At 26.9% G+C, this 13,564-nt stretch carries 12 protein-coding genes; 4 read left to right on the top strand and 8 right to left on the bottom strand.

What is annotated here, in order from left to right:
- Positions 1-77: 77 nt before the first annotated feature.
- The 3 genes from ACYUEW_RS04385 to ACYUEW_RS04375 form a co-directional block, all read right to left on the bottom strand.
- Positions 78-1,127: a sensor histidine kinase gene (locus tag ACYUEW_RS04385; protein WP_265203399.1), complete on the bottom strand. Its 1,050-nt coding sequence runs from the start codon at positions 1,125-1,127 to the stop codon at positions 78-80.
- Positions 1,128-1,136: 9 nt separating this feature from the next.
- On the bottom strand, positions 1,137-1,835 hold the full coding sequence (locus tag ACYUEW_RS04380; protein ID WP_042385853.1) for a response regulator transcription factor: 699 nt from the start codon (positions 1,833-1,835) through the stop codon (positions 1,137-1,139).
- Between the two features lie 186 nt (positions 1,836-2,021).
- Positions 2,022-2,504 carry a PTS sugar transporter subunit IIA gene (locus ACYUEW_RS04375; RefSeq protein WP_003487633.1) on the bottom strand — a complete coding sequence of 161 codons (483 nt, stop codon included), beginning with the start codon at positions 2,502-2,504 and terminating at the stop codon, positions 2,022-2,024.
- Positions 2,505-2,622: 118 nt separating this feature from the next.
- Between ACYUEW_RS04375 and ACYUEW_RS04370 the strand changes: the two genes are divergently transcribed.
- On the top strand, positions 2,623-3,402 hold the full coding sequence (locus tag ACYUEW_RS04370; protein WP_030033059.1) for a MurR/RpiR family transcriptional regulator: 780 nt from the start codon (positions 2,623-2,625) through the stop codon (positions 3,400-3,402).
- A 15-nt stretch (positions 3,403-3,417) separates the two neighbouring features.
- On the top strand, positions 3,418-4,185 hold the full coding sequence (locus ACYUEW_RS04365; protein WP_012704340.1) for a MurR/RpiR family transcriptional regulator: 768 nt from the start codon (positions 3,418-3,420) through the stop codon (positions 4,183-4,185).
- A gap of 50 nt (positions 4,186-4,235) precedes the next feature.
- Here ACYUEW_RS04365 and ACYUEW_RS04360 read toward each other — a convergent pair whose 3' ends face one another.
- Entirely contained in the window at positions 4,236-5,759 is a 1,524-nt protein-coding gene (locus ACYUEW_RS04360) for a PTS transporter subunit EIIC (protein ID WP_003487638.1), read from the bottom strand.
- A 162-nt stretch (positions 5,760-5,921) separates the two neighbouring features.
- The gene (locus tag ACYUEW_RS04355; RefSeq protein ID WP_460276288.1) at positions 5,922-7,247 is read right to left on the bottom strand and encodes a 6-phospho-alpha-glucosidase; all 1,326 of its coding nucleotides are present in this window, start codon (positions 7,245-7,247) and stop codon (positions 5,922-5,924) included.
- Between the two features lie 310 nt (positions 7,248-7,557).
- Between ACYUEW_RS04355 and ACYUEW_RS04350 the strand changes: the two genes are divergently transcribed.
- Positions 7,558-8,880, top strand: coding sequence for an FAD-dependent oxidoreductase (locus ACYUEW_RS04350; RefSeq protein ID WP_043031020.1), 1,323 nt, complete (start codon positions 7,558-7,560; stop codon positions 8,878-8,880).
- A 405-nt stretch (positions 8,881-9,285) separates the two neighbouring features.
- Here ACYUEW_RS04350 and ACYUEW_RS04345 read toward each other — a convergent pair whose 3' ends face one another.
- From ACYUEW_RS04345 to ACYUEW_RS04335, 3 genes are all read right to left on the bottom strand, one after another.
- Entirely contained in the window at positions 9,286-10,374 is a 1,089-nt protein-coding gene (locus ACYUEW_RS04345) for a sensor histidine kinase (protein ID WP_243129421.1), read from the bottom strand.
- The gene (locus ACYUEW_RS04340; RefSeq protein ID WP_045516073.1) at positions 10,364-11,059 is read right to left on the bottom strand and encodes a response regulator transcription factor; all 696 of its coding nucleotides are present in this window, start codon (positions 11,057-11,059) and stop codon (positions 10,364-10,366) included. Before ACYUEW_RS04340 ends, ACYUEW_RS04345 begins: the two co-directional genes overlap by 11 nt.
- A 73-nt stretch (positions 11,060-11,132) precedes the next feature.
- Positions 11,133-13,094: a serine hydrolase domain-containing protein gene (locus tag ACYUEW_RS04335; protein WP_460276287.1), complete on the bottom strand. Its 1,962-nt coding sequence runs from the start codon at positions 13,092-13,094 to the stop codon at positions 11,133-11,135.
- Positions 13,095-13,416: 322 nt separating this feature from the next.
- On the opposite strand from ACYUEW_RS04335, the gene ACYUEW_RS04330 reads away from it, so the two are divergent.
- Entirely contained in the window at positions 13,417-13,530 is a 114-nt protein-coding gene (locus ACYUEW_RS04330; protein ID WP_231701381.1) for a TetR family transcriptional regulator, read from the top strand.
- The last annotated feature ends 34 nt before the right edge of the window (positions 13,531-13,564 follow it).

The following is a 13,564-nucleotide window of genomic DNA, read 5'->3' as shown; positions in this document are numbered from 1 at the left end:
TTATTATAAAAAAAATAGAGAAATCTTTGTATTGATTTCTCTTTCATTTTGGATATTAACATTACAATTTTGAAAGATTATAATTTAAATATGTTTTTACCTTTATAAAAAACTATATAAAATGTTGTTCCTTCTCCTTCTTCTGATTCAACGTATAATTCATTTCCAAGCTCACTGCAAATACGCTTTGATAAATACATCCCCATGCCTGTAGACTCAGAGGTTTTTCTACCATTTTTGCCTGTAAAGAAAGCATTAAATACTCGTCCTAAATCCTCTTTCGGTATTCCAATACCGTTGTCTTCAATACTTACAATTATTTTTGTAGTATCTTCTTCTATTTTAAGATTTATAGTTTTTTTGTCTTTTTCTGTTGCAACTGTATATTTTATTGCATTAATAACAATTTGATTTATAACAAAGTATATCCACTTTTTATCAGTTTGAACAATTGCAGTTTCACCTGCTATCTTTGGAAATATCTTATGTCTAATAAGTAATTTTTTATTATCGTTTATTACTTTTCTTAAAATAAATAGCATATCTACATCTTCCACATTAAAATCATGATTAAATTCATTTATTCTTGCATTATACAACATAATATTAAGGCCCTGTGATATTTTTTCATTTTCTTCACCAATACTATCAAAAACTTCCTTACATTCACATAAATTCTCTTCTTCTAATATTAGATTAATTACAGATACAGGAGTCTTCATTTGGTGTACCCATTGATTTATAAAACTTGAGTAATGTTTTTGAATGTCTTCATATTTATAAATCTTTCCTTCGTATGATTTATGTAGTTTTTTTAATAGTTCTGTAAAAAGTTTTTGTTCTCTAGTTCTAGCTTCATCTATATTTACGATATCCTCTATAATATCTTCGGAATTTAAAGCCCTATAAATCTGTTTATAAAATACCCTTACTTTTGAATATTCATATAGCAAAAATATAGTAAGTATAACTATAGAAACAAAATATGCATATAATATGTTTGTTATAGGAAAATCTATTACTTTTATAAATAAGGTCAAATGCATTATCAAAATAACTAAAGATATACTTATAAAATATACTATTATATAAGCTACCCTATCTTTTAGAAAATCTATAAATTTCATTTTCTTCACCTACTCTTTACTCTCCCAATTATTAATTAGCATATATCCTTGGCCACGTTTTGTCTCTATAGCATCAGTAATGCCCACTTCTTCTAGCCTCTTTCTAAGTCTTGTAACATTAACAGAAAGAGTATTATCGTCAATGAAATCAGTATCACTCCAAAGAATCTCTAACAAAGTATCTCTTGAAACAATTTTATTTATATTTTTAAGAAGATATAATAAAAGGGAAAATTCATTTTTACTAAGCTCAGTTTTTCTCCCTTTAAATTCTAATATACTCTTGTTTGTATATAATATTAAATCACCAATCTTTAAAAAATCCGTATCATTTTTAGCATAACTACCATATACTCTTCTTAATACACCTTTTATCTTTGCTAATAGTACATAATAAGAAAAGGGCTTTGTTATAAAATCATCTCCACCGTTCTCTATTGCCATAACCTGGTCCATATCTGAGTCTCTAGCTGATATAAATATTATAGGTACTTTAGAATGATTTCTTATATCACTACACCAATAAAATCCATCAAAGAAAGGAAGATTTATATCCATTAAAATAAGATCTGGCTTACAATCTAGAACTTCATCTTTTATATTTGAAAAATCTTTAATTAAAAATGTTTTATATCCATATCTTTCTAAGTGATTTTCTATAAGTTTAGCCATCTTTTTGTCATCTTCTATAATCATAATACTATACAAAATTATCACAACCTTTAAACAATTATATATATAATTGTACCATTTATTAAATTAAATATATAAATATTATTTATATATAATTTTCTGAATAGAGAAATCTCCTCTAAATAAAATTTAGAGGAGTAATTATGAACAAAATTACCTTTATTTAAATCTGCATATCTAAATATTAATAACATAATTTTATTAGAAAGTTATAATTACACTTTCTTTTTCCTTAACCTCTTTTTCTGTTTCTATGACCATATTAGGATACTCAGAAGAATTAGTTATTACTAACATAGTATATGTTGATAAGCCTCTATTTTTAATTAATTCTTCATCAAACATAATAAGATCTTGTCCTTCTTTTACTGAATCTCCTGTTTTCACAAAAACTTCAAACCCTTCTCCATTCATAGAGACTGTATCAATTCCAACATGAATCAATGCTTCTACTCCATTTTCGAATTTAATTCCAACTGCATGTTTAGATTCCTCCATGACTACTGTAATTTCACCATCTGCTGGTGATTTTACTATACTTGTAGTTGGAATAATTGCTAATCCATCTCCCATGATTTTTGATGAAAATACCTCATCTGGTACTTTATTAATTGAAATCATCTTTCCTGATAAATAAGCTTTTAATTTTAAATTTTTTTCTTTCTTTTTAAATAATGAAAACATATTTAACCTCCTAGAATGTAATTTATTTTATTATATTTATCAATCCTTCCTATTTCTTGAAAGATATAATTTATTTTGATATACTTATGTGAAATATAAAGAAAGGATTTGACGAAAATTGTTAGATTGTATCGATAATAGTATTTTAAATACATTAACCCAAAGTGAATTATCTGTACTTCAATATATCGATGTCCACTCCAATGAAGTACTTACTATGAGTATTCAGGAATTAAGTGAAAAAGTTTTTTTCTCAACTGCTACAATTTTACGTCTATGTAAAAAACTTAATCTTAGTGGATTTTCCGAACTTAAATTTACTTTAAAAAATAATGTTTCTTCCAATAATTCACTTAAATCCACAGCTGTTTCTACTAAAAAAATAGTAGCAGATTTATACAGTGAAATTGAAAATACAGGACGTCTTCTTGATACAAAAACATTAGATACTATTGTAGGTTATCTTTTAAGCAATAAAAAAATTCATTTATTCTCCTATGGGTTAACTAATATGGCATTTGAATATATGCAAAGATATCTTTTAGCAACTGGTCGTCAAACTATTTTATATAAAACAGATACTTTAGCATATAAAGCTGTAAATAATTTAACGGAAAATGATGTTTTATTTTTATCTAGTTCTACTGGCTCAAATCCTTCTACTTTAAAGCTTGCTAAAATTGCTAAAAATAGTAATACAATCATTGTGGCAATTACTCCATTTACTAACAATCCATTATCTAAAATTGCAGATATAAATCTCTATACTTTTATAAAAGAAAGAGATTTTTTTGATTCTGATATAAAAAATAGAACCTGTATTTTCTATATTGTAGATATGATAATAGAATGTTATATTAAATATTTAGATAAATCAAAATTTAATAATTTATATTAAAAGGAGAACCACATCATGATAGATGACTTAGATGAAAAAATTTTAAAAAAACTAACTCCAAATGAAAAGGATTTATTAAATTATATTAATTCTAATAAATTTGAGATTTATAAAATGAGTATACATGAATTTGCACAAAGCACCTATGTATCTACTGCAACCGTTTTACGATTGTGTAAAAAATTAGGTTTTAATGGCTTTAATGAACTAAAATTTAATCTAAAAAAATCTCTAACTTTAAAAAATAAGGGCTATGATTCTTCTATAGGACTTAATGGGCTACTTTCTAGACGTCTTTTGGAATTAAAAGAAACTATGCTATCTTTGAATCTAGAACAATTAGATAGCATAGTAGACTATCTTTGCAGCGATAAGAATATTCATATATTTGGCAGGGGCCTTACTCAAATGTCTTTAGAATATCTTTATAATATATTAATATCCTTAAACAGACAATGTATGTTTTACCTTGATCCTCCACTTGTTTACCAAACTGCTTCTCAAATGGATGAGAATGATGTATTTATAATTGGAAGCTTTGGCGGATCCACAGACCCTATTGTTAAAGCAGTAGAAATTAGTAAGAACAACACTGGCACTGTTATAGCTATTACTTCTAATCCTAATAGTGAGTTAGCTAAAAAAGCTGATATCGTTTTAATTGGGAAAACCCAAAATAGATTTTTTTCTGGCATTGATATTAACTCCAGATTATCTATACAATTCATTGTAGAAATAATTATAGAATTATATATGTCACGTATGAATATTGTTTCGCATTAGATTTATAAAAATGGCATCATTTTAAGTTGCTATTTTTATATTTATATAATTTAATATTTCATAGCTTCTTTTACTTGCTTTGCTACTTTTTCAACTTTAGGTCCATAAATAACATGTATATGAGTTGAAGAAGGTTTCACAATTCCCATACTGCCAGTTTTCTTTAATAAATCTTCATTTACTAATGACATATCTTTAATATCTACTCTAAGTCTTGAGATACAATTGTTAACTGCTACTATATTATCAATTCCACCTAATCCATTAATAATTTTAACAGCTAAATTAGTTTTTCCAGAAGAAGATTTAGAAGAATCTTCTTCTTCAACATCTTCATTTACATCAATAGAAATATTCTTATTTGTGAAATACCACTTAAATACCATATAATAAATAACTGCAAATACTATACCTACTAATATTACAATATACCATCTTGATCCAGGTACTAAAACTCCATAAATCAAGAAATCAATAATTCCTCCACCAGTATTTCCAATTGCAACACCTAGTAAACTTAATATACCAAAAGAAATACCTCCCATTATAGCATGAAATAAGAATAGTTGTGGAGCAATAAACATAAATGAGAATTCTAATGGTTCTGTAATTCCTGATACAATAGATGCAGCAACTCCTGCAAGCATTAGGGCCTTTACTTTAGGCTTCTTATCATCAGGGGATGTCTTATATATAGCATAGGCTGCTGCTGGAAGTCCAAACATCATAAATGGCATTTTACCTTGTCCTAAGAAAGCTGTAAATTGTTTTAATTGAGAAATATCTACTTTATCAAAGAATTGAAGGAATATGTTTAAACATCCTTCCACTCCTTGATATACTCCACCTACAGATGTTGTACGAAATACACCATTTAAAACATGGTGTAGTCCAGTAGGAATCAAAATTCTTTCTAAGAATCCAAACAAAAATACACCTGTATGTCCTGAACTTGCAATTAAACTTCCTAAAGAATTTATTCCTGATGAAATTGGAACCCAAACAAATGGAATAACTTGTCCAAGAAGGGTCATGGCTCCTATAACTACAATTGCTACAAATCTCTTTCCGCCATAAAAGGCAATAGCTATAGGGAAGTCAACTTTATAAAATTTATTATGAAGCATTGATGTTAATATACCTGTAAGGATACCTGCAAAAGCTCCCATTTCTATGGTTTTCTCAATGCCTAAAATATTTGACATTTTAAGTGAAGCAAAGTTAAATGCTCCGGAATTAATAATAATTGATGCACTTAATAAAAATGTATAATAGCCAATGAATCCTGCAAATGCTGCAATCTCTTTTTCTTCTTTTGCTAATCCAAAAGCAATACATATAGCAAATAATACTGGAATCATTCCAAAAACTGTAGCAGTAATCGTTTTAATTAAAGTTAAAACATATACAACCACTGAATTTTGTAAAAAAGGTAATGCTGCTTGAATTTGTGGTTTAAGTAGTGCAGAACTTAGACCTAATATTAAACCTGCAGCAGCTAAAGTAGCAATTGGTAACATTAAACTTCTACCTAAGGCAGAGAAGAAGTCCATTATTTTATTTTTTTTGTTCATACACATTCTCCTTTTTAATTAAACATTTGTGATATTTCAATATTCTAAAGCTCTTCAAATTACATGAATATGCAGACTTTTCTAAAAATTCTAAATATAAGAAAGGTAATTAAGGTTGTATCTATTTAATTACCTTTCTTAATAAACTTTTTAAATCCTATTCTACTTAAGTTCTGGCCAATATCCTTTGTTTGCTTCAATTAATGCATCTAATACTTTTCTAGCTTTCTTTCCATCATTTATTAATCTATTAATCGTAAAAGCTTGTAATGCTTTGTTATAAGATTTTTCATAATAAGCATCTATTAATAATTTTTCACAAGATACTTGATTTACTAATAATCCTAAATAAAATTGTGGAATATTACCTACTCTCATAGGTCTTGGTCCGTTAATGCCAAGTTCAGCAACTACTTCTACCATAGCATCATCTTGCATATTATTTATTGCTCCATTATTTTCTACAATAATTATATATCTTTTATTTTTATTGTAAGCAATAGATGCTGCAACTTCTATCATCATCTCTGCATGAGCATCACTTTCAATTTTTATAATTCCTTCTGTGGTTCCTGCATCGATTACTTCTCTGCATTCAGTGAAAACACGGTTTTCTCTATGAGCCATAACTTCATCTGCTCTCGTAAAATTTGGATCAAGATGAGAAGCCTTATAATCTGGATATAAGTAATATTGATCATAAGTATTCGGTAGATAATCTGGAAAATCATTCATAAGTGTTTGAACCATTCCATAAGTATCTAACCAAGATTGATCTCTTTGTTCTGCATCTTGAGGTAGGAATCCTTTTTCTTTAATTAATTCTTTTAATTTAGGTAATAAATCTTCTCCTGTATTTTTATCATATATGTGTGTAAACCAACCATAATGATTTAATCCAAAATATACAGGATCTAAAGTTTCCCAATCACATCCTAACAGACGGCTACATGAGCGTACAACATTTTCAGGCTGATCACAAATATTTAAAATCTTATTATCATTAGGGAATTCTCTTCTCAATGCTTCTGCAACAATTGCTGCTGGGTTAGAATAATTAAGTATCCATGCATTGGGAGAATATTTTCTTATATCATAAATGGCTTTGATCATTTCTTTTGTAGATCTTAATCCATAAGCCATTCCACCTGCTCCACAAGTTTCTTGTCCTATAAGCCCCATACTTAAAGGAATGTGCTCATCTTTTGCTCTCATGTGTAAACCACCAACACGCATTTGCATAAACACAAAATCCATATCCTTATAAGCTTCTTCAATATCAGTAGTATATTTAAAATCTAATCCTTCATAATTTTCTTTCATTAAGATTTGACCAAACTCTCCAATTGGCTTTTGTCTTTCTGCATCTATATCAAATAATACTAACTTATTAAGAGGTAAATCTTTCTTGCATCTACAAAATGATTTTAAAAATCCTGGTGTAAAAGTACTTCCGCCACCTACAATAACTACATTATATTTTTTCATAACATTCACTCCTAATTTTGTTTTGATAATGGCCACTTATCTTTAATGATATTTTAAGTTTTTATTTAATCATTATCAATATATCTTAAAAGTATAGTCATGTATAATGACGTATGTAATTTATTACCCTAAATGTTATTTATGACACTGTGTATTTCACTACATTATTATATATCTCTCTATGTAAATTACCCTATATTTATTAATATCTTTTTCTAATGAAAATTTTATTATGATCTAAATTTTATCACCTTTTTGCTCCTACCTTTATAAGATAAATTAAAAACTATTTTTAAAGCTGGTGATGAAATTGATCGAAGTGATTACTCCTATAAATAATTATTATAATGATGCTAGACAAGTCTGGAATAGAGCTATTGATAAATATCCAATTGCTATAGCCTATTGTAAAACTTATGAAGATGTAAAAAAATCTATATTATTTGCTAGAAAAAATAATTTTAAAATAAGAGTTCGCTGTGGTGGTCATAATTATGAAGGTTTTTCAATAGCTGATGATGCTTTAATTATTGATATTAGCAATTTAAATAAAATACAAATAAACTATGAATGCAATACTGTTACTGTTCAAAGTGGAGCTTATTTAGGACAAGTTTATAATTTTCTTGGAGCAAGTGAATATCCATTTCCAGGTGGCTCATGTCCTACTGTTGGAATTAGTGGTGTAGTACTTGGAGGTGGATGGGGATATTCATCTAGATATTTTGGCTTAACTTGTGATAGCTTACTTGAACTCAAGATGATTGATTATAGAGGTTGTTTATTAACTGCAAATAAGAATATTAATTCTGATTTATTTTGGGCATGTAAAGGTGGTGGCGGTGGAAATTTTGGTATAGTAGTATCAATGACATTTAAACTTCCTCCTAAGGTAGATAAAGTAACTATTTTTAATATTTACTACACTAACCCAAGTAAAGATACTCAACTTAAATTTTTAGATACTTGGCAGAATTGGATTACTACAACTTCTAATAAAATTAATATGAAAGGTAGCATAGTCAACTCAGTAATTGATGATGTAAATATTATTTGTACAGGCCTCCTTTATGGTACACCTAAAAAATTAAATAAACTCTTAGTTCCTTTTAGTAAAATTGAGGGCTATGAGTTAAGTTATGAATATACTTCTTTTTTACAAGCTACCGAAATTATAGCTTCTGTATATCCTCGATATGAATACTTTATATCTTATGGTAGATTCGTATCAGAGACCTATTCTTATGAAACATTAAAAAACCTAATTGATTTAATTAATGAAGAAAAGCCTAGTGGTTCTATTACCACTGAATTAAACGTATATGGGCTTGGTGGACAAGTTAGTGAAATTGATAAAAAAGATACTGCTTTTTATTATAGAGATAGTAATTATATAATATTACTGGAAACCAATTTTAGAAATAATTCATATAAACAAGATAATATTAATTGGATAAATAGAAATTCTAAATATATTTATAATATTACTAGTGGTTCTTATATTAATTTCCCTTATTACCCTTTACCAAATTATCTTTATGATTATTATGGTGGGAATGTTCAAAGACTTAAATGTATAAAATTTAAATACGATCCTCTTAATGTATTTAAATTTCCACAAAGTATTAAATGAATATCCAATATGCATTTTTATAAAAAATAGTAATTCCATGTACAATTGCAACAGGTCCATTTTGTTATACAAAATGGACCTTCTCAAATTTCTCTTTAATATATTATATTAACATATTAATTTGCGCACAAATATATATGAATAACATATTTTTTTATGACTATATTTATATCTTTCTTACTCTATTATTTTGCACATATCATCACTTATAAAATCAATAATTTTATCATTATAACGTTCCCACCTATTCGTCTAGAAATAGATTTAAACCCTTTATTTATATAATACTAATCTTCCATAAAAGTTTTCCTTTATTTTTAATTTCTTTATTATAAAATACCTTATTTACTTAAGTTCCTTAAAATAAAAAACTAACTTAATACTATTTTTTTTATTTCATAGAACTTAATATGGTAATCTTATTTTAAATTCTGTTTTTTCTTTAGAACTCATAATATCTATATCCCCATTATGTAAATCTACTATTGTTTTTACAATTGCAAGCCCAAGTCCAGTTCCTTCTTTTTTATCACAAGATTTTTCTGTTCTATATAATCTTTCAAATAAATTTTTCACATCTTTCTCTTCTATTATATCTCCATAATTCACAAAACTAACTACAGCCATATTATTCTCTTTTTCTATATGTATATCTAAATATTTACCTTCACTTCCATATTTAATAGCATTAGATATTATATTCTCAAACGCTCTAGCAAGTAAAGTAGCATCTCCGTTTATTATTAATCCTGCGTCTTTTGAAAATACTCTATATTCCATACCGCTATTTTCAAACGATGGGATAAATCCAATAGCAGCTTGTTCTATTAATTGGTGTAGAGATATACTACATATATTTAATTTTACATCACTATTACTTAACTTTGTAAACTCAAAAAGCTGGTCTACTGAATTCTTTAATTCCTTTGCTTTATTTAATGAAACTTCACAATAATGGTTTAACTCATCATCATTTTTATATTTCTTCTTCTGGATTAACTCTAAAAACCCAACAACTGATGTAAGAGGTGTTCTTAAATCATGAGATAAATTTGTAATCAAATTATTCTTCTGCTTTTCCCACTGTCTTTCTTTTCTCATAAGCTCTTCTATACTATATGCCATTTTATTAACATCTGACGCTAATTCCCCTAGCTCGTCCTCTGTTCTGATAGGTATGTCTATATCCATATTTCCATTAGCTACTATATTTACATTTTGTGATATTTCTTCTATATAATCAGTAATTTTATTTATCCTTTTTATAAATATAAAACACATTAACACTATAAAAACTACAAAAATTATCATAGTAAATTCTAACATAAACAAACTATTTTTATTATATGCATTAATAAACTTCATATAAAGTCTTGGTTGGAAAATGTGTAACTCCAAAATTACTGAAAAAACTATTATAAGTGTTGATATTATTGATAATACCATTGCTATAAAAAAGTTTATAAGAATATTATATTTAATACTACGCTTCAATTTTATATCCAACTCCCCAAACTGTTTCTACTATCTTTGGCTCCTTTGGATTGTCCTCTAATTTTTCTCTTAATCTCCATATATGAGCCATGACAGTATTGTTTCCTTCAAAATATTTTTCCGTCCAAATCTCTTTATATATATCTTCAGCACTAAATACTTTCCCACCATTGCTGGCTAATAATAACAAAATTTTATATTCTGTTGGAGTTAATTTTAACTCTGTCCCAAATAAATGAACTTTATGATTTCTTTTGTTTATAGTAATACCTTTTATTTCAATAACATCTTTATTATCAAGCTGTTTATGATTTTCATTAAGATATACATATCTTCTTATTTGAGCTTTTACTCTAGCTAATAATTCCATTGTGCTAAATGGTTTTACTATATAGTCATCTGCACCTGTAGATAAACCTTGTATTTTATCCATTTCTTGTCCTTTTGCACTAACCATTATAATTGGTATATTATACTCTTTTCTAATTTTCATGCAAACCTGTAACCCATCTATTCCTGGCATCATTATATCTAAAATCACAAGATGAATCTTTTCCTCATTAATTATATTAAGTGCATCTAATCCATTTGTAGCTTTAAATACTTTATAACCGTCATTTAGTAGATATATTTCCATAAGTTCAATTATTTCTGCTTCATCATCTACAATAAGTACATTAAACATACTGCTAACACTCCTATCATATAACTAATCTAAATGAAATTATATCATACTTTAAAATAATTAATGTATCATGCTATATTTTGAATCCTAAAAGGTTGAAATAATATATAAACCATATGAATGTAAAATTAATTATAGTTAATATGGTAAAATAAATTTTTTCTACTTTTCTTTCACAATTACTAATCCAAATATATATTAAAATAATTAACCCACAAATACTTAAAATAGTTGATATTATAAGAAAACATAAAAATATATAAAGTAAATATGCAAAGCTAAAATCATTAATACTAATCATAGTAGTTGCCATTATAACTGATCCAACAATTCCAGCTATATTAAGAACATTAATAAATAAATTTATTCCCTTAATTAATTTAATACTTCTACAACTCTTGTATCCTGTTTCTTTAAACTTTCTTTTTATAAATAGAACCATTGTCCCAACTAAATTTATAAGAAACATACTAATAGCTACAATAAATATAGTTATATTAAAATTTTGTGTTTCGAAAAAATTTATCCTTTCGAAGGAGTTATGACTTACATCATTAAATGCATAAGTTACCTTGCCCTTATCATCTATCTTAAATGCAAAGTCTCCTCTACCATCTTTTCTTTTAAATACTCCATCTTCTTTCTCAACAAGAGTTGTAGTAATTTCTTCTTTAGCAGAAGTACATTCCTTAAGAGTTAATGTGCCATCTTTGTTATCTGTGATTCTCATATCCATTGAAGGATCAAACAAAAAACCAATTTTCATAATATTACTTTTTGCTATTCCATCATAACTTCTATATGTTCCTTCATATTTGCTAAAATCTTTAGATGGATTTGGTTTTATTTTGTTAAAACTATTACTTTTGTTAGGATAAAAATAATTTAAAAACTCCTCTTCAAAATTAAATGGAAGTGGATTTAAAGAATTGGTTGCCACATATATTCCTAATTTCTCTTTTGGCATTAGAAACAATGTAGTAGTACTGCCTGATGGTAATCCACCTTCATGCTTTAATATTCCTTGTCCATTTCTATTACTTCTTATAAATCCATATCCCATTCCAGGTAAACTATTATCATTTGAAAACTGCTTGTTTTTCATGGATATTGATGTTTTTTCGTTTAAAATTTTATTTTCTTGAAACACTCCATTATTCAAATGTGCTATCATAAAATTTTCCATATCTTTAACTGTTGCATTTATTCCTGAAGATCCAGAAGTATATTGATAAGCTAAAGGACTTTCATTATAAGTTCCACCTGTACCACCATATCCATAACTCTTAGTTGTATTATTATTTTTTAGTCTAACTAAACTATTTTCCATTTTCAGAGGCTCTAATATGTTTCTCTTTATATATTCTTCATAGCTAATACCAGACACCTTTTCTACAACATATCCTAAAAGGTTATATCCTTGATTACAATATCTACTAGCGGTATTAGGCTCTCTTACTACTCTAGGTATATGATTATCAAAATAATATTCCTGTGATTTTATTGATTTTTCATCCTTAGTACTACCATTAAGTTCACTAGCTTCATCAACTCCACTAGAATGAGTCAATAAATTTCTACATGTTACTGGTTCTTTATAATTATTTATAATCTTATAAGGTTTTATATATTTATCAATATTTTCATTTAAATCTATTTTTCCCTCTTCCTGTAATTGCATTACAGCTGTTGCAGTAAACAACTTACTTACAGAAGCAGCTGGAAACACAGTTTTATCTGGGTCTACCAATATTTTTTCTTTTACATCGCTATATCCATATCCTTTCTTAAATACTTCTTTACCATCTTTAACAACAACTATAGCTGCTCCTGGAACTGAATACTTCTCCATATTCTTCTTGAAAAACTTATCCATAAATTGTTGTAAATCTTCACTATTATCTGCAACAACATGTTTTTTATTAATTTCCTTTGTACCGTCTATTTGCTTGGCAAAACTATTACTGCTTAACCCTAATGTTATAAAAATAGTATTTAATAATATTGCTATAACTCTCCTTGCTTTCATCTTCATATATCCCAACTCCTTAATTATTTTACAGTTAAATTCTATACTAAAATAAATTTTTAATTTTAACTTTTTTCTTACGAAAATTTAAAATTTATTTATAGAAAATATAAAACCGTCCACTTTTAGTGCACAGTGATAAATAATTAAGAAAGCATTGAACTAAATTAGACGTTTATTATTTACTTGAGCTATATAAATAATTCTATAAATTTCAGCCTAAGTAAAAAATAAAACCAATCATAAAATGTATTTAATAAAGTTTTAAAAAAGGATGTAGAAAGTGCAGCATTAAAAATTTTTCTCAAAAGGCCATTTAGATACGAGAATGAATCGTATTGCAAAAACTGCAAACATATCTGTAGGAAATATCTATATATGCTTTAAAAACAAAAAAGATTTGTTCTATTCTGTAGTTCCTGAAAAACTTATGATTTTTTAAGAGCCTTTCTTGTTAAAAGTATTCATATTTTCAA

Source organism: Clostridium sp. CTA-1 (genome assembly GCF_054768215.1).
Note: the sequence above shows the minus strand (reverse complement) of the source record. Positions and strands in the feature narration are given on the sequence as shown.